We start from the raw sequence: 16,855 nt of genomic DNA, 5'->3' as shown, positions 1-16,855 counted from the left end.
GTGAGGATCGAGCCGAGCACCAGCACCGGCATGCGCTGGTTGGTGATGCCGGCTGTGATCAGTACGCCCAGGCCGCCGCCTCCGCCGAAGACCGCGAGGGTGGCCGTGCCGACGTTCAGGACGAGTGCCGTGCGCACACCCGCCAGGATCAGCGGGACCGCCAGCGGCAACTCCACCCGCGTCAGGAGCCCCGTCGCCACCAGAACCACGCGCCGCCTCATACGTCCAACCCCCGTGGCCGCAGCAGCACTTCGGCCAGTGATGCCAGCCAGTCGATCAGCAGTGCCAGGGCGACTGTGAGGATCGAGCCGAGCACCAGCACCGGCATGCGCTGGTTGGTGATGCCGGCTGTGATCAGTACGCCCAGGCCGCCGCCTCCGCCGAAGACCGCCAGGGTCGCCGTGCCGACGTTCAGGACGAGTGCCGTGCGCACACCCGCCAGGATCAGTGGGACCGCCAGCGGCAGCTCCACCCGCGTCAGCACTCCCGTCGGGGACATGCCGATGCCGCGCGCCGCCTCCAGCAGGGTCGGGTCGTTCGCCTTGAGGCCGGCGATGGTGTTGGACAGCACCGGCAGGACGGCGTACGCGATCATGCCGATCAGGGCCGCCTTCCGGCCGATGCCCAGCCAGATCACCAGCAGCGCGAGCAGACCGATCGCCGGGGTCGCCTGGCCCATGTTGGCGAACGCCATGGCCACCGGGGTCGCCTTGCGGAACGGCTTGCGGGTGAGCAGGATCCCCAGCGGGATCGCGATGATCAGCACGAAGAAGGTGGAGATCGCCGTGAGTTCGATGTGCTGCCACAGGGCCTTGGAGACCTGACCGTTCGACAGGGCGTTCTCGGACACCGCGTCCAGGTCCGCCTGCTGGAACCAGAGCCAGGTCGCCAGCAGCATGACCACCACAAAGCCCGGCACGACGGTCAGCTTCGCCCAGCTCACCTTCCGGGCCCGGGGCCTGCCGGCGGCGGGGGAGGCGGCGGTGGCGGCGTTCTCCTCCGCGGCCTCGGGGCTCTCGCCCTCCGCGCCCTCGCTCTCCTTCAGTTCCGGGCCGCTCACGCCTTCTTCTCCGCTCCGTCGCCCTCCTGCTCGGCGTGCGTGCGCTCGGACCTGGCCCCCTCCAGCTCGTGCTCGGCCTCAAGGGCCTCCAGCCGGTCGGCCTCCAGGAGCTCGTGCACGGAGTTCATCAGCGTCTCCATGTCGACGACGCCCGTGTACTCACCGCGTCGCCCGGTCACCACCACGCGCCCCGCGTTGTCGGTGAGCACCGCCTCCAGGGCATCCCGCAGCGTGGCGTCCCGCGTCACCGTCTCGTGCACCAGCGTCCCCGCCCGGGCCAGCGACCCCCTGGCCCGCATCAGATCGCCGCGCCTGACCCACTTGTACGGCCGCCCTCGCGGGTCGAGCAGCAGGATCTCGTTGGTGCCGCTGGCGCGGAGCCGGTTGAAGATCTCCTGGAGCGGGTCGTCGACGGTCACCGTCGGATAGTCGGTGATCTCCACATCCCGTACGCGGGTCAGGTTCAGCCGTTTGAGCGCCGCCCCGGCACCCACGAACCCGGACACGAAGTCGTCCGCCGGGTTGGTGAGGATCGCCTCCGGGGTGTCGAACTGAGCGATGTGCGACCGCTCGCGCAGGACGGCGATCCGGTCACCGATCTTGATCGCCTCGTCGAAGTCATGGGTGACGAAGACGATCGTCTTGTGCAGCTCGTGCTGCAGTCTGATCAACTCGTCCTGAAGATGATCGCGGGTGATCGGATCCACCGCGCCGAACGGCTCGTCCATCAGCAGCACCGGCGGATCGGCGGACAATGCCCGCGCCACGCCCACGCGTTGCTGCTGCCCGCCGGAGAGCTGACGCGGATAGCGGTCCCGGAACTCCCCGGGGTCCAGCCCCACCAGGTCCAGCAGCTCCTCGATCCGTGACGCGATCCGCGCCTTCGACCAGCCGATCATCTTCGGTACCAGCGCGATGTTCTGCGCGACCGTCATGTGCGGGAACAGACCGGCCGACTGGATCGCGTACCCGACCTTGCGGCGCAGCTTCACCGGGTCGATGTCGGTGACGTCCTCGCCGCCGATCCGGATGCGGCCGCCGGTCGGCTCGATCAACCGGTTGATCATCTTCAGCGTGGTCGACTTCCCGCAGCCCGAGGGCCCGACGAAGATGACGACCTCGCCCGCCTTGATCTCCATGTTCACGTTGTCCACGGCCGGCGTCGGACTGCCCGGATACCGCTTGGTCAGGTTCTCCAGTTCGATCGCGGCGCCATGGTGCCCGTCCTCGGACGCGTGCTCAGACACGGATCCCCCTGGAGATGGTCAGCCGTCCGATCAGGACGTAGGCGGCGTCGAACAGCAGCGCCAGGACGATGATCCCGAGCGTGCCCGCGAGCACCTGGTTGAGCGCGTTGGCGCTGCCCAGCGAGGCGAGACCGCGGAAGATCACATTGCCGAGGCCGGGGCCGGAGGCGTACGCCGCGATGGCCGCGATGCCCATCAGCATCTGCGTGGAGACCCGGATCCCGGTCAGGATCGGCGGCCAGGCGAGCGGCAGCTCCACCTTCAGCAGCTGGGTGAGCCGGGACATCCCGATGCCGCGGGCCGCGTCCACCAGGGACGGATCGACGCCGCGCAGCCCGACGATCGAGTTGCGCACGATCGGCAGCAGTCCGTACAGCGTCAGCGCGATCACGGTGGGCGCCACGCCCAGCCCCACGATCGGGATGAGCAGACCGATCATGGCGAGCGACGGAATGGTGAGAATGCCCGAGGTGGTGAGGGTGGCGAGGTTGCCGGCCCACTCACTGCGATACGTGACCACCCCGATCAGCACCCCGAGCACGGTCGCCACGACCATGCACTGCAGGACGGCGCTGGCGTGCTGGTAGGCGTCGGTGAGCAGCTGCTGGTGACGGTTGTCCAGGTACTCCCAGAAGCTCACGCGGGCTCACCCCACCGGGTAGTGGCTAGCTGCTCTCCCGGTCCTCCGCCGCCTGCTCCACCAGCGGGATGATCCGCAGCGGAACGGGGTTCTCCATCACGATCGCGGTAGAGGCCCGGACGATCCCATCGAAACCGACGACGCGGTCGATCACACGCTGAAGATCGGCGTTGGAGCGCGCCACGAGACGGCACAGCATGTCCCCGGTCCCGGTCGTGGTGTGCAGCTCCAGCACCTCCGGCACGGTCGCCAAGTGCGCCCGTACATCGGGGCCTTGCCCCTGCCGGATCTGGAGGGTGGCGAAGGCGGTGACCGGATATCCGAGCGCGGCCGGGTCCACCTCGGGGCCGAATCCCCGGATGACTCCGTTCGACTGAAGCCGGTCCAGCCGCGCCTGTACGGTCCCACGGGCCACCCCCAGCCGCCGGGACATCTCCAGCACCCCGATCCGGGGCTCGCGGGCGAGCAGCACGATGATCCGCCCGTCCAGATGATCGATCGCCACAACAGTCACCCTCCGGAGTGGTCATCCTGTACAGACAGCCCGCAGAAACGAACCCTTCACCAAGCAGATTGCCCAGCGAAAAACCAAACTATTGCGCACCTTGCCGTGCCGGGTGAGGCTGCGCTTATGACGCAGACCACACACCACACTCCCGACACCGCACGGCAGGCCGACCCCTTCCCGGTCAAGGGAATGGACGCGGTCGTCTTCGCCGTGGGCAACGCCAAGCAGGCGGCGCACTACTACTCGACCGCCTTCGGCATGCGCCTCGTGGCCTACTCCGGACCGGAGAACGGCAGCCGCGAGACCGCGAGCTATGTGCTGGAGAACGGCTCCGCCCGTTTCGTCCTCACCTCCGTCATCAAGCCCGCCACCACCTGGGGCCACTTCCTCGCCCAGCACGTGGCCGAGCACGGCGACGGCGTAGTCGACCTCTCCATCGAGGTGCCGGACGCGCGACGGGCGTACGAGTACGCCATCGAGCACGGCGCCACCTCCGTCACCGAGCCCTACGAGGTGAAGGACGAGCACGGCACGGTCGTGCTGGCCGCCATCGCGACCTACGGCGAGACCCGCCACACCCTCGTCGAGCGCACCGGTTACGACGGCCCGTACCTCCCCGGCTATGTGGCGGCGAGCCCCATGGTCGAGCCGCCCGCCCAGCGCACCTTCCAGGCCATCGACCACTGCGTCGGCAACGTCGAGCTCGGCCGGATGAACGAGTGGGTCGGCTTCTACAACAAGGTCATGGGCTTCACGAACATGAAGGAGTTCGTGGGCGACGACATCGCCACCGAGTACAGCGCGCTGATGTCGAAGGTCGTGGCCGACGGCACGCTCAAGGTCAAGTTCCCGATCAACGAGCCCGCCATCGCCAAGAAGAAGTCCCAGATCGACGAGTACCTGGAGTTCTACGGCGGCGCCGGTGTCCAGCACATCGCGCTCAACACCAACGACATCGTGGCGACGGTACGCACGATGCGCGCGGCCGGCGTCCAGTTCCTCGACACCCCGGACTCGTACTACGACACCCTCGGCGAGTGGGTCGGCGACACCCGGGTCCCCGTCGAGACCCTGCGGGAAGTGAAGATCCTCGCCGACCGCGACGAGGACGGCTATCTGCTGCAGATCTTCACCAAGCCGGTCCAGGACCGTCCGACGGTCTTCTTCGAGATCATCGAGCGCCACGGCTCGATGGGCTTCGGCAAGGGCAACTTCAAGGCCCTGTTCGAGGCGATCGAGCGCGAGCAGGCCAAGCGCGGCAACCTCTGACGGCGGCCGACTGAGCCACTCCGGTCGTGCGGGTGCCACGGGGGGCGTCCGCACGACCGGGGGAGACCGGCCGTGCCCCGCTCACTTCCGCCGGGGCTCGGCGTCCATGTCCGGCACGTCCTCCACCGACGGCTCCCCCAACTCCCGCAACGCCTCCTCGGCCAGCGGAACCCGCGTCGGCGAGAAGCGGGGATTGATCCGCAGCGCCTCCCGCAGATGCCGCCGCGCGGCGCCCGGCATCTCCAGTTCCAGCTCGATCATCCCCAGGTGGTACACGTACAGCGCACTGCGCACCGCACCCCCGTGCTGCCGGTCGGTCGCCACCCGCGCGAACTTCAACGCCTCCTTGTCCTTCCCGGCCCGGTGCAGCGCCCACCCCAGCGCGTCGGCCACCTCGATCCCCGGCTGGCTGCGCCACTCGGCCCGCAGCCGGCGTACCGCGGAGTCCGTGTCGCCGTGGTCCGCCTCGAAGCGGCCGAGGACCAGTTCCTCGTCCACCCCGCCGGCCGCGGCCCGCGCCGCCCGCTCCCGCAGCAGGTCGTACTGCACCCGCGCCGCCTGCCCCAGCCCCAGCGACTCGTACAACTCGCCCAGCTCCAGCGCGTACTCGGGGTACGGCTGCTTGGCGAACGCCATCCGGTACGCGTTCAGCGCCTCCGTGGTCCGGCCCAGCGCCGCCAGCGTCCGCCCCTGCCCTGCCAGCGCGGCCCGCTGGTCGGGGTCGAGCCGTACCGCCTCCTGGAAGTGCCGCAGGGCCACGTCCAGATCGCCGCGCTCCCAGGCGAGCTGCCCGCCCCGCTCCAGATACGCCGCCCGCTCGGCCGGGGTCCCGGCGCCCGCCGCCGCGTCCGACAGCACCGCCGCCGCGTCCTCCCGCCAGCCCCGGTCCCGGTACACGCCCGCGGCCCGCGCCAGCACCGCGGGGCCCGAGCGCAGCTTCAGCATCCGGTCCGTCACCCGCTTGGCCGCCTTGTAGTCACCCAGTCCCGTATGGGCCTCGATCAGCTGCGGATACACCGTCCACCGCTTGCGGTCCGCCTTCAGCGCCGCCTCGCTCCACGTACGCGCCGCCCGGAAGTCCCGCCGCGCGTTCGCCAGCGCCGCCATGCCGTCCATCGCCCCGGCGTTGTGCTCCCGCACCTTCAGCGAGGTGCGCAGCGCCTTCTCCGCCTTCGGGTAGTACGTCGCCTCGGCGGTCCGCCGCCCCTGCTCCACATACGCCGCCCCCAGCACCGCCCACGACTCGGCGTCCCTGGGATGTGTCCGCAGACGCCTCTCGCGTTCGTCGATCAGCATCGCCAGATCGGGCAGCGCCGCCGGCACCCCCGTGGTGACCGCGGTCAGCGCCTGTGCCCCCGGTGCCGGCGGAGGCGTCCCCGTCCCGCCCGTCCCCCACGGCAGCAGCGCCAGCGCCCCGCCGAGCACGGCACACCCCGCCACCGAGGCGAGCACCACCCGCCGCCGGACGCGCGGGCGGCGCTGCGGCGTGCCCTGTTCGTTCTCCACGGCGTCGTTCTCCATGGCGCTCACTGTGCGTGAAACGGTGCGCCGATACGACGACCACACCCGCCTTACGTCGGCCGCCGTACACGGGGTTCACACCGATGGCCCCGGGTGTCACGCTGTGATCATGAGCCGTACCGAAGCCGCACCCGACCAGGCCCGAGGTGACCTCACCGAGCGGCTGCTCGCGGGTCTGCCCGCCGAGGCCGTCCTCACCGACCCCGACGTCACGGCCTCCTACGCCAACGACATGGCCAGCTTCTGCCCGGCCGGCGCTCCCGCCGTGGTGGTGCTGCCGCGCACCGTCGAAGAGGTCCAGCACATCATGCGCACCGCCTCCGAGCTGCGCGTCCCCGTCGTCCCCCAGGGCGCCCGCACGGGCCTGTCGGGCGGAGCCAACGCCACCGACGGCTGCGTCGTGCTGTCCCTGACCAAGATGGACCGCATCCTGGAGATCAACCCCGTCGACCGCATCGCCGTCGTCGAGCCCGGCGTCGTCAACGCCGCACTCTCCCGCGCGGTGGGCGAACACGGGCTGTACTACCCGCCGGACCCCTCCAGCTGGGAGATGTGCACGATCGGCGGCAACATCGGCACCGCCTCCGGGGGGCTGTGCTGTGTGAAGTACGGGGTGACCGCCGAGTACGTCCTCGGTCTCGACGTCGTCCTCGCCGACGGACGCCTGATGACCACGGGCCGCCGTACGGCCAAGGGCGTGGCGGGATACGACATGACCCGCCTGTTCGTGGGCTCGGAGGGCTCGCTCGGCATCGTCGTACGGGCCGTCCTGGCGCTGCGGCCGCAGCCGCCGCAGCAGCTGGTGCTCGCCGCGGAGTTCGCGTCCGCGGCCGCCGCCTGCGACGCGGTGTGCCGGATCATGGCCGGCGGGCATGTGCCGTCACTGCTGGAGATCATGGACCGTACGACGGTCAAGGCGGTCAACGACCTGGCGCACATGGGGCTGCCGGACACCACGGAGGCGCTTCTGCTGGCCGCCTTCGACACCCCGGACCCCGGGCCCGACCTGGCCGCCGTCGGCGCGCTGTGCGAGGCGGCGGGCGCGACCCAGGTGGTCCCGGCGGACGACGCGGCCGAGTCCGAACTGCTGCTCCAGGCACGGCGGTTGTCCCTCACCGCGCTGGAAGCGGTGCGGGGCGTCACGATGATCGACGACGTGTGCGTGCCCCGCTCGCGGCTCGGCGACCTCATCGAGGGCGTCGAGCGGATCGCCGAGAAGCACCAGCTCACCATCGGCGTCGTCGCGCACGCGGGCGACGGCAACACCCACCCGACCGTGTGCTTCGACGCGGGCGACCCCGACGAGTCCCGGCGCGCCCGTGAGTCCTTCGACGAGATCATGGCCCTCGGTCTGGAACTCGGCGGCACGATCACGGGCGAGCACGGGGTGGGCGTACTGAAGAAGGAGTGGCTGGCACGCGAGATCGGCCCGGTGGGGATCGAGATGCAGCGGGCGATCAAGCAGGTCTTCGACCCGCTGGGCATCCTGAATCCCGGCAAGCTCTTCTGACCTCTGCGCGGCACGCCTCACTGGGCGAGCAACTGGTCGAGCGCGTCGTCGATCCCCAGCTGCTCGCCCTCAGTCCCCGGGGGCACCACCCGCAACGTCCGCTCCAGCCAGGCCGACACCTGCGCCGCCGGCGCCTGCAGCAGGGCGTCACCTTCGGGCGAGCTCAGCGCCATCAGCACGACGCTGCGGCCGTCGACCTTCGTCGGCCACACCCGCACATCCCCGTGCCCGCACGGCCGGAACACCCCCTCGACGAGGAGCTCGCGGGAGAAGGTCCAGTACACGGGGTGCTCGGAGTTGATGTGGAAGGTGATGTGGACGGCGTACGGATCGTCGCTGTGATAACTCAGCCGCGCCGGCACGGCGACGCTGCGCTCCGGCGACAGGATCAGCCTGAGCTCCAGTTCGCGCTCTACGACGGTGTGATGCACGTGCGTGTCCTCTCTCGTGACGCGTACGGCCCGTGTGGACGGGCCCGTACGAGTGGAGAGGGAGCGGGGGCACGGATCATTACGCGGGTTCCGGGAACTTTTTTCACCGGCCTGTTCCGACACCCGTTCCGCGTGCGGCGAGCGTCGCTGAGCGCGTGTCGCCGATGTTCTCCGCGGGGGTTCCGGTCGTGTGAGGTACGTGTGCGAGGTTGCCCGGAAAGGGGCGGGTCCGGCGGGAGCGGCGGTGCTTGTTGCGTCGGTCTGATAGATGTGGAGGCCCCTATTTGACCCACGAGCAGATACCGGACGACGGACATGAGCGCCCCAACCCCGGCCCCCGGTGACGACCGGCCCCGCGAAGGGTATTACCCGGACCCGTCCATTCCTGGATATGTCCGGTACTGGAACGGTGCCTCCTGGGTGCCGGGCACCAGCCGTCCGGCACCGACGGACGGCGAAACGCTCGCCCCGCCCCAGGGCGCCCAGCCCGCGCAGGCCCCCTCGGTGGAGGAGACCGGCCCGCACTTCTTCGACGAGGAGCCGGGCGCGCCCGGCGGTGCCCAGCACGGCAGCCGCCCCGAGCCGGCGTCCGCCTGGGGTGCCGACTCCGCCCACCAGTCGGGGTTCGGCGGCGACCAGGACCGCCGAGTCTCGTGGGGGCACCCGGAGTCCGATCCGAGGGACCCGCGAGCCGCCGCCGGCCAGCCGGACGGCACGGCTTCGAGCCCGCCCGCCGAGCCGGACCCGGACGCCGGGGGCGTCGCCTCCGGTGACACGTTCATGATCCGCAGGCCGGTGACGGGGGCCGGCGGAGCGCAGTCATCCGACGCCCCCGGACAGTCGACTCGCGGCATCCCGAACCCCGCGAGCCCCGCCCCTGCCGACGGCACTATGGCGATCCGCGCGGTGTCCCCGCGCACGGCGCAGCAGGGCGGGGCGCCCGGGGCGCAGGCCGGAGGCACGGGCGCGTCCGCCGTCCCGGGCGCCGCACGTCCGGACGCAGAGCGCCCCTCCGCGGCGGGCGCCCCGCAGGGCCCCGGCTTCGGCGCCGGGAAGGCCGCCGCAGAGCGCGCCGCGGTGGCCCAGGCCCAGGCGGGCACCGGACCCGCCGCGCAGGCCCCCACGGGCCTCTCCGGCCCGCAGCAGGGCGCTGTGGGCGTCCCCCGTCAGTCCGGCGGCCAGCAGCCCGCGGCGGCCGCCTCGGCCACCCCCATGGCGCCCGGCGCCGGCGGCGGGCAGTCCTCCTGGGCGCAGCAGGTCCACCGGCTCGCGGGCCCCTCCGACGAGGAACAGCCGGTCGCCCCGTGGAAGCCGCCGGTCCTGGACCCCTTCCAGGCGGCCGCCATGCGCCAGGCCGCCGCCCGCCCCGCGGGCCTCGGCAAGCGGCTGGCCGCGCGGCTGCTGGACACCCTCGTGCTGGCCGCCGTCACCGCGGTCGCCGCCGTACCGCTCGGCTCCAAGGCGATCGACCACGTCAACGAGAAGATCGACGCCGCCAAGCTCTCCGGCGAGACGGTCACCGTCTGGCTGCTGGACGGCACCACTTCGGTGTACCTGGGCATCATCCTGGCCGTACTGCTCGTGTTCGGCCTGGTCTACGAAGCCCTGCCCACCGCCAAGTGGGGCCGCACGCTGGGCAAGAAGCTGCTCGGCCTGGAGGTGCGGGACATCGAGGCCCACGAGCCCCCGGAGTTCGGCGCCGCCCTGCGCCGCTGGCTGGTGTACAGCGTCCCCGGCCTGCTCGTCGTCGGTGTGGTCGGCGTGCTGTGGTGCGTGTTCGACCGGCCGTGGCACCAGTGCTGGCACGACAAGGCAGCGCGTACGTTCGTCGCGGGCTGACCGGGTACGGGAAACGCCGCAGGGGATTTACGTACCTCGGACGGCCCCTCGCCGGATGCGAAACCGCCGGGTTCGCGGTCGACTCGGGGCCATGAGCAGCGAACCGCCTCCCGGCTCCGGTCAGCAGCCCCCGGAAGACGACCCGTTCAGGAAGCAGCCCCCGCCGTCCGGCGGCTCCGGTTCGCCGTACGGTGATCAGCCGCCGTACGGCAGCCAGCCCCCGCCCCCTCCCGGCGCCGGTGGCCCCTACGGCGGTGACCCGTACGGCGGCGGCGGTCAGCCCACCGACCCGCTCGCCGGGATGCCGCCGCTCGCCGACAGCGGCAAGCGCACGCTGGCGCGCATCATCGACATGATCCTGGTGGGTGTCGTCGCCTGGCTGCTCACCTGGGGCTTCGGTGTCACCGAACTCGACGTGGACACCGACAAGGTGGAGTACGGCAAGTCCCTCGGGCAGTCGGCGATCGCCGCCGTGCTCTACATCGCGTACGACACCGTCATGACCGTCAGGCTGGGGCAGACCCTCGGCAAGAAGCTGCTCAACATGCGGGTGGCCAACCTCGACAACGGTGCCACACCGTCCGTGCAGAGCTCACTGATCCGCGCGGCGGTGCTGTGGATCCCGTTCGCGTTCTGCTGCGCCTGCATCTGGACCGCGATCTGTGGCGGCTGGAGCTACTTCGACCGGCCCTACAAGCAGGGTCTGCACGACAAGGCGGCGAAGACGGTGGTGGTCAGCACCGGCGGCTGAGGCGCGTCAGGACTGGGTGAGCGCGGGCTCCTCGGTCTTCTGCCGCTCCGCGCCGACGGGCTTGCGCACCGTCACCACGCGGGCCTTCTTCGGCATCGGCACCGTCATGGCGACCAGGATCCCGAGCAGCAGTGCCGAGACCGCGATGACCGCGATACCCACGCCCGAACTGGTCTGTGACAGCAGCAGCATGGCGAGCGTCGAGAAGATCACGGTGCACGAGCCGTAGGTGAGTTGTGCGGCTGTCGGACGAGGCATGATCATCGTGTCCTCGGAATCAGGGGTGCACGGGGGTCTCGGCCTGGCTTTCCGCCGACGTCCGGGCGTTCCGCCATCCGACTCTAACCGCGTGCATGCCCGAGGGGAACAAACCGTAAGCGTGACCTGACCAACAGTGCCGGTGCACAGGGGGCGCACGGAGTCATGGCGTCCAGCAAGTGGACAGAGTCGCGCGCCTGTTCGGGAAAGGTCGTTGTTCGCTAAACGAACATCAACTCCGCATAGTGCAATTGACCTGTCCAAGTCAAGGTCTGTCTTTTCTGCTTAACCTCTAGTCAAATTACGTCACTTGACTACACGCGTTGAACACGCGCGCGGATCCTCCATGACCAGGACCCTCCTTCCGCGCGCCCGGCGCGGGGGAGGATCTCAAGTGACCAGTAGACCCTGGACGTTCAGAACGGCGGCAACCGCCGTCGCGCTCGCCACGGCGGCGGCTACGTTCTCGACCTTCGCGGTGGCTCAGGCCGACGAAGGCGCACCCGCCTCCGTTGAGCGGCACGACCCGGCGGACAACACGCACGCCGAGCACAACCTCGAAGGCCCGATGAGCAAGACTCAGGAGGCCCAGCGCGAGGAAGCCCTGAAGCAGGTCATATCCGGCAATGCCCAGGTGAAGAAGCGCGAGGGCTCGCAGGTCGTCCAGCTCAAGAGCAAGAAGGGCGACAGCAAGTACGTCGAGCTCGGGCGCGAGAAGACCGACAAGATCTTCACGATCCTGGTCGAGTTCGGCGACAAGCTCAGCGAGGCCGGCGGCACGCCCGGCCCGGCCCACAACCAGATAGCCGAGCCCGACCGCGCCCTGGACAACTCGACGGCCTGGCAGAAGGACTACAACCAGAAGCACTACCAGGACCTCTACTTCGGCAGCGGCAAGAGGACCGAGTCGCTGAAGAAGTACTACGAGAAGCAGTCCTCGGGCCGCTACTCGGTCGACGGTGAGGTCGCCGACTGGGTCAAGGTCCCCTACAACGAGGCCCGTTACGGCAACAACGCCTGCGGCCAGACCAACTGCTCCACCGTCTGGAACGTCGTCAGCGACGGTCTGAGCGCGTGGGTCGCCCAGCAGAAGGCGGCCGGGAAGACCGACGCCGAGATCAAGGCGGACGTCGCGCGGTTCGACCAGTGGGACCGCTACGACTTCGACGGCGACGGCGACTTCAACGAGGCCGACGGCTACATCGACCACTTCCAGATCGTGCACGCCGGTGAGGACGAGTCCGCGGGCGGCGGCGCCCAGGGCACCGACGCGATCTGGGCCCACCGCTGGTACGCGTTCGGCACCGACGCGGGTGCCAGCGGCCCCGCCGGCAACAAGCTGGGCGGCGCGCAGATCGGCTCCACCGGCGTCTGGGTCGGCGACTACACCATCCAGCCGGAGAACGGCGGCCTGGGCGTCTACGCCCACGAGTACGGCCACGACCTCGGCCTGCCGGACCACTACGACACCACCGGCAACGGCGACAACTCCACCGGCTTCTGGACCCTGATGTCCTCCGGTTCCTGGCTGGGCACCGGCAAGGACAACATCGGTGACCTCCCCGGCGACATGACCGCCTGGGACAAGCTGCAGCTGGGCTGGCTGAAGTACGACACGGCCAAGGCCGCGACGAGTTCCTGGCACAAGCTGGGTGTCGCCGAGTACAACACCAAGCACAAGCAGGGCCTCGTGGTCGAGCTGCCCAAGAAGAAGGTCACCACCGAGATCGTGGCGCCCGCGCAGGGCGCGAACCAGTGGTGGAGCGGCAGCGGCGACAACCTCGCCAACACCCTGACCCGTTCCGTGGACCTCACGGGCAAGACCTCCGCCTCGCTGACGCTGGACGGCTGGTACGACATCGAGGCCGAGTACGACTACCTCTACACCGAGGTCTCGACCGACGGCGGCGCCAACTGGACGGCCGTCGACGGCACCGTCGACGGTGCGGCCATCCCGAAGGACGCCAGCGGCAAGCCGGCGATCACCGGCACGGTGGACGCGTACAAGAAGCTGGTCTTCCCGCTGAACGCCTACGCGGGCAAGAAGATCGACCTGCGCTTCCGCTACCAGACGGACGGCGGCGTGGCCCAGAAGGGCTTCGCGGCCGACGAGATCAGCGTGACCGCCGACGGCACGGCGCTGTTCTCCGACAACGCCGAGAGCGCTGACGCCGCTTGGAAGACCAAGGGCTTCTCCCGTATCGGCGCGTCCATCACGGACGACTACGCGCAGTACTACATCGCCGAGAACCGTCAGTACGTGTCGTACGACAAGACCCTGAAGACGGGCCCGTACAACTTCGGCTTCGCGACGACCCGTCCGGACTGGGTGGAGCACTACCCGTACCAGAACGGCCTGTTGATCTGGAAGTGGGACACCTCCCAGGCGGACAACAACACCAGCGTGCACCCCGGTGTCGGCCTGGTGCTGCCGATCGACTCGCACCCGGCGGCGCTGAAGTGGGCCGACGGCACGGTGATGCGCAACCGCATCCAGTCCTTCGACTCGCCGTTCAGCAAGTTCCGCACGGACGAGCTCAGGCTGCACAACGCGGACGCGCTGACCAAGATCCCGTCGCGTCCGGGGGTGTCGGTCTTCAACGACCGCACCAACACGTACTACGACGCGCTGACCCCGACGGCGGGCGTCAAGATCACTGACACCAACACCAAGATCAAGATCGTCAAGGAGGCCAAGGACGGCTCGACGATCGAGCTCGAGGTCGGCCCTGCGGTGAAGTAAATCGCGTTTTAGCAGGTCAGAGCATGATCGGCGGCAACCCCCTGGCGGGGTTGCCGCCGGTCGTGTTTAGGTGCACCCTGTGCTTCCGTTATTGACACCGGTTCCGGCGACGGCACCGGCATCGACCCTGACACCGACTCGCACGGGGGTGTGACCGCATGGCCGCAGGAGGTTTCTGCAAGCTGCCGACCGGCAGCGTGGTGGTGGCTCTGAACCTGCCCAGACCCACCGCCGACGGCACGGGCTGCGTCCGTGTCCTCGTCCACGCCCAGAACCGCGCCCGAGCCCTGACCAGGCTCCGCAACCTGGGCATGCGCGCCGTCTACCTGCGCGGCAACGCCGCCCCACCGACCCCCGACGAGATCACGGCCGTCCTGCACCACCCCGACGGCCTGATATGGCGAACGGCCCCCGACAACGGTGTCGCCACGGCCCCGGAGCTGATGCAGGAGCTGTGGCACCCGATCCGCGCACTCTTGAGGCGCCCAGCCGCAACCCCCTAGGGGCGCGGGGAACCGCGCGACGAGCCACGACGGACCCACAGCCGCCCGACGGCCCATGGCACCACGGCGAACCGCTACGCCACGACAGGCTTCCCGGACAGCTCGACCCCCGCCTCGCGCATCTCGTCCAGTGCCCGCTCGGTGGTCTCCGTGGCCACCCCCGCGGTCAGATCCAGCAGCACCTGTGTGCGGAAGCCCTCCCGCGCCGCGTCCAGCGCGGTGGCGCGCACACAGTGGTCCGTGGCGATGCCCACCACGTCCACCTCCGAGACCTCCCTGGCCCGCAGCCAGTCGGTCAGCTTCACGCCGTTCTCGTCGGCGCCCTCGAACCCGCTGTACGCCGCCGCGTACGCCCCCTTGTCGAACACCGCGTCGATCGCGCCGGAGGCGACCGCGGGGGCGAAGTTCGGGTGGAAGCCGACTCCCTCGGTGCCCGCGACACAGTGCGCCGGCCAGGAGTGCGCGAAGTCGGGGTGGGCGGAGAAGTGGCCGCCGGGGGCGATGTGATGGTCGCGGGTGGCGACGACGTGCTGGTAGCCGGATCCGGCCGCCTGTCCGATCAGCTCGGTGATGGCGGCGGCCACATCGGCTCCGCCGGACACGGCGAGGCTGCCTCCCTCGCAGAAGTCGTTCTGCACGTCTACGACGATCAAGGCGCGGCGCATGGTCGTGTCCTTCGGTTATGGACGCTGAGGTCGGGACGGTGAAGCGGGCCGGCCCGGCCGTGAACTTCCGAGCCTAGAGACTTCGGGTGCGGTGCGGGAGGGGGCACGGGGTGAGCACGCCGGGCGCACTCGCTTCACGCCCCCGCCCGGTTCTCCGAGCGCCCGTTGACATATTCGGTCGGAATGACTGGTTCCCCGCGCGAGAGCTGCGTCGCGGACAACGGCAGGTTCGCGCGGGCGGCCGTATGCCGGTCCCGTACGACGTCCAGGGGCTCGCGCGCCACCACGTCACCGCCCTTGATCAACTCGACCAGCAGCTGCCGGTCGGCGAGCTCGTCCGGAACCGCCGCCGTGCCGATGACCTCGGCCTCCGCGATGCCGTACTCGTCGAGGCGGCGGGCCGCCCACTTGCGCCCGCCGATGGAGGTCTTGCCGCCGCTCGACTTCTTCGCCACCGCCACCAGCGGCGCCGCGGGGTCGGTGGACTCGGCACGGGCGACCAGTTTGTAGACCATCGAGCAGGTCGGATGCCCGGAGCCGGTCACCAGCTGGGTGCCGACGCCGTACGCGTCCACCGGCGCGGCCGCGAGCGAGGCGATGGCGTATTCGTCCAGGTCCGAGGTCACGATGATCTTCGTGCCGGTCGCGCCCAGCTCGTCCAGCTGCTGACGGACCCGGTGCGCGACCAGCAGCAGGTCGCCCGAGTCGATACGGACGGCGCCCAGGCCGGGCCCGGCGACCTCCACGGCCGTACGGACCGCCTCGGCGACGTCGTAGGTGTCCACGAGCAGCGTGGTGCCCCGGCCCATGGAGGCGACCTGGGCCTGGAAGGCGTCGCGCTCGCGGTCGTGCAGCAGGGTGAAGGCGTGGGCGCTGGTGCCGACCGTGGGGATGCCGTAGCGGAAGCCGGCGGCGAGATCGGAGGTGGAGGCGAAGCCGCCGAGGTACGCGGCCCTGGAGGCGGCCACCGCGGCCAGCTCGTGGGTGCGCCGGGCGCCCATCTCGATGAGCGGGCGGTCACCCGCGGCCGACGACATGCGGGAGGCGGCCGCGGCGATGGCGGAGTCGTGGTTGAGGATGGAGAGGATCACCGTCTCCAGCAGCACGCACTCGGCGAAGGTGCCCTCCACCCGCATGATCGGCGAGCCCGGGAAGTAGACCTCGCCCTCGGGGTAGCCCCATACATCGCCCGAGAAGCGGTAGTCCGCGAGCCAGGTCAGGGTCTGCTCGTCGACTATGTTCCGCTCGCGCAGGAAGCCGAGGACGTCGGCGTCGAAACGGAAGTTCTCCACGGCGTCCAGGACCCGGCCGGTGCCGGCCACGACGCCGTAGCGCCGCCCCTCGGGCAGCCGCCGGGTGAAGACCTCGAACACGCTCCGCCGCTCGGCCGTGCCCGCCTTCAGGGCGGCCTGCAGCATCGTGAACTCGTACTGGTCCGTGAAGAGCGCCGTAGAGGGAACGTCCACCGGCAGCCCAAGGTCCGCTGTGTTCATGGCAACAGATGGTACCCCCATCTCGTCACTCTGACGATTTGGTCCCGGAGGTTCGCCGAGGATTTGTGCGACCACCCCCCTCCGGTGGCAGCATGGGCACTGTGACGTCACCCGCTCCCGTAGAGATCGAACGCACCGAAGCGGCGGAAGAGACCTTCGCCGTCCCCGAGCCGGACGTCCCCTGGGTCACGATCGTGCACAACGACCCGGTCAACCTCATGAGCTACGTGACGTATGTCTTCCAGACGTACTTCGGGTACACCAAGGACAAGGCCACCAAGCTCATGCTCGATGTCCACCACAAAGGCCGGGCGGTCGTCTCCAGTGGCAGTCGCGAGGAGATGGAACGCGATGTGCAGGCGATGCACGGCTACGGTCTGTGGGCCACCCTGCAGCAGGACCGGAAGTAGCGAATCG

General features: G+C 70.1%; 16 protein-coding genes and 1 pseudogene. 7 read left to right on the top strand and 10 right to left on the bottom strand.

The window, feature by feature from the left end; translation table 11 throughout:
- From ACZ7NC_RS09040 to ACZ7NC_RS09020, 5 genes and pseudogenes are all read right to left on the bottom strand, one after another.
- Positions 1-191: pseudogene (locus tag ACZ7NC_RS09040) on the bottom strand (ABC transporter permease subunit); the annotation flags it as partial.
- Positions 192-217: 26 nt separating this feature from the next.
- Positions 218-1,060, bottom strand: coding sequence for an ABC transporter permease (locus ACZ7NC_RS09035; protein WP_471486244.1), 843 nt, complete (start codon positions 1,058-1,060; stop codon positions 218-220).
- Positions 1,057-2,307 (bottom strand): betaine/proline/choline family ABC transporter ATP-binding protein, encoded by a 1,251-nt coding sequence (locus tag ACZ7NC_RS09030; protein WP_471486242.1) that lies wholly within the window; start codon positions 2,305-2,307, stop codon positions 1,057-1,059. The genes ACZ7NC_RS09035 and ACZ7NC_RS09030 overlap by 4 nt, the downstream gene beginning before the upstream one ends.
- Positions 2,300-2,947, bottom strand: a complete 648-nt coding sequence (locus ACZ7NC_RS09025; RefSeq protein WP_471486240.1) for an ABC transporter permease — start codon at positions 2,945-2,947, stop codon at positions 2,300-2,302. The genes ACZ7NC_RS09030 and ACZ7NC_RS09025 overlap by 8 nt, the downstream gene beginning before the upstream one ends.
- 25 nt (positions 2,948-2,972) lie before the next feature.
- Positions 2,973-3,452, bottom strand: a complete 480-nt coding sequence (locus tag ACZ7NC_RS09020) for an Lrp/AsnC family transcriptional regulator (RefSeq protein WP_471486238.1) — start codon at positions 3,450-3,452, stop codon at positions 2,973-2,975.
- A 126-nt stretch (positions 3,453-3,578) separates the two neighbouring features.
- Between ACZ7NC_RS09020 and hppD the strand changes: the two genes are divergently transcribed.
- Positions 3,579-4,724: a 4-hydroxyphenylpyruvate dioxygenase gene (gene hppD, locus ACZ7NC_RS09015; RefSeq protein WP_471486236.1), complete on the top strand. Its 1,146-nt coding sequence runs from the start codon at positions 3,579-3,581 to the stop codon at positions 4,722-4,724.
- Between the two features lie 81 nt (positions 4,725-4,805).
- On the opposite strand, the gene ACZ7NC_RS09010 is transcribed toward hppD, so the two are convergent.
- Entirely contained in the window at positions 4,806-6,245 is a 1,440-nt protein-coding gene (locus ACZ7NC_RS09010) for a tetratricopeptide repeat protein (RefSeq protein ID WP_471486234.1), read from the bottom strand.
- Positions 6,246-6,348: 103 nt separating this feature from the next.
- Here ACZ7NC_RS09010 and ACZ7NC_RS09005 point away from each other — a divergent pair, with 103 nt between their 5' ends.
- Complete coding sequence (locus ACZ7NC_RS09005) at positions 6,349-7,755, top strand: FAD-binding oxidoreductase (RefSeq protein WP_471486232.1); 1,407 nt, start codon at positions 6,349-6,351, stop codon at positions 7,753-7,755.
- 17 nt (positions 7,756-7,772) lie between these two features.
- On the opposite strand, the gene ACZ7NC_RS09000 is transcribed toward ACZ7NC_RS09005, so the two are convergent.
- The gene (locus ACZ7NC_RS09000) at positions 7,773-8,186 is read right to left on the bottom strand and encodes an SsgA family sporulation/cell division regulator (protein ID WP_471486230.1); all 414 of its coding nucleotides are present in this window, start codon (positions 8,184-8,186) and stop codon (positions 7,773-7,775) included.
- Between the two features lie 315 nt (positions 8,187-8,501).
- On the opposite strand from ACZ7NC_RS09000, the gene ACZ7NC_RS08995 reads away from it, so the two are divergent.
- On the top strand, positions 8,502-10,025 hold the full coding sequence (locus tag ACZ7NC_RS08995; RefSeq protein WP_471486228.1) for an RDD family protein: 1,524 nt from the start codon (positions 8,502-8,504) through the stop codon (positions 10,023-10,025).
- 91 nt (positions 10,026-10,116) lie between these two features.
- Complete coding sequence (locus tag ACZ7NC_RS08990; RefSeq protein WP_471486226.1) at positions 10,117-10,776, top strand: RDD family protein; 660 nt, start codon at positions 10,117-10,119, stop codon at positions 10,774-10,776.
- A 6-nt stretch (positions 10,777-10,782) separates the two neighbouring features.
- Here the strand turns inward: ACZ7NC_RS08990 and ACZ7NC_RS08985 are convergent, their stop codons facing one another.
- On the bottom strand, positions 10,783-11,040 hold the full coding sequence (locus tag ACZ7NC_RS08985; protein WP_471486224.1) for a hypothetical protein: 258 nt from the start codon (positions 11,038-11,040) through the stop codon (positions 10,783-10,785).
- A 388-nt stretch (positions 11,041-11,428) separates the two neighbouring features.
- Between ACZ7NC_RS08985 and ACZ7NC_RS08980 the strand changes: the two genes are divergently transcribed.
- Together ACZ7NC_RS08980 and ACZ7NC_RS08975 are read left to right on the top strand one after the other, a co-directional pair.
- Positions 11,429-13,777 carry an immune inhibitor A domain-containing protein gene (locus tag ACZ7NC_RS08980; protein ID WP_471486222.1) on the top strand — a complete coding sequence of 783 codons (2,349 nt, stop codon included), beginning with the start codon at positions 11,429-11,431 and terminating at the stop codon, positions 13,775-13,777.
- Between the two features lie 158 nt (positions 13,778-13,935).
- Complete coding sequence (locus ACZ7NC_RS08975) at positions 13,936-14,280, top strand: hypothetical protein (protein WP_346185698.1); 345 nt, start codon at positions 13,936-13,938, stop codon at positions 14,278-14,280.
- Between the two features lie 74 nt (positions 14,281-14,354).
- Here the strand turns inward: ACZ7NC_RS08975 and ACZ7NC_RS08970 are convergent, their stop codons facing one another.
- Positions 14,355-14,945, bottom strand: coding sequence for a nicotinamidase (locus ACZ7NC_RS08970; protein WP_471486220.1), 591 nt, complete (start codon positions 14,943-14,945; stop codon positions 14,355-14,357).
- A gap of 134 nt (positions 14,946-15,079) precedes the next feature.
- On the bottom strand, positions 15,080-16,438 hold the full coding sequence (locus ACZ7NC_RS08965) for a nicotinate phosphoribosyltransferase (RefSeq protein WP_471486219.1): 1,359 nt from the start codon (positions 16,436-16,438) through the stop codon (positions 15,080-15,082).
- Between the two features lie 92 nt (positions 16,439-16,530).
- Here ACZ7NC_RS08965 and clpS point away from each other — a divergent pair, with 92 nt between their 5' ends.
- Complete coding sequence (gene clpS / locus ACZ7NC_RS08960) at positions 16,531-16,848, top strand: ATP-dependent Clp protease adapter ClpS (protein WP_471486218.1); 318 nt, start codon at positions 16,531-16,533, stop codon at positions 16,846-16,848.
- Positions 16,849-16,855: the final 7 nt, after the last annotated feature.

Source organism: Streptomyces sp. NPDC111802 (assembly GCF_055634335.1).
This window is presented reverse-complemented; position numbering and strand designations above follow the sequence as displayed.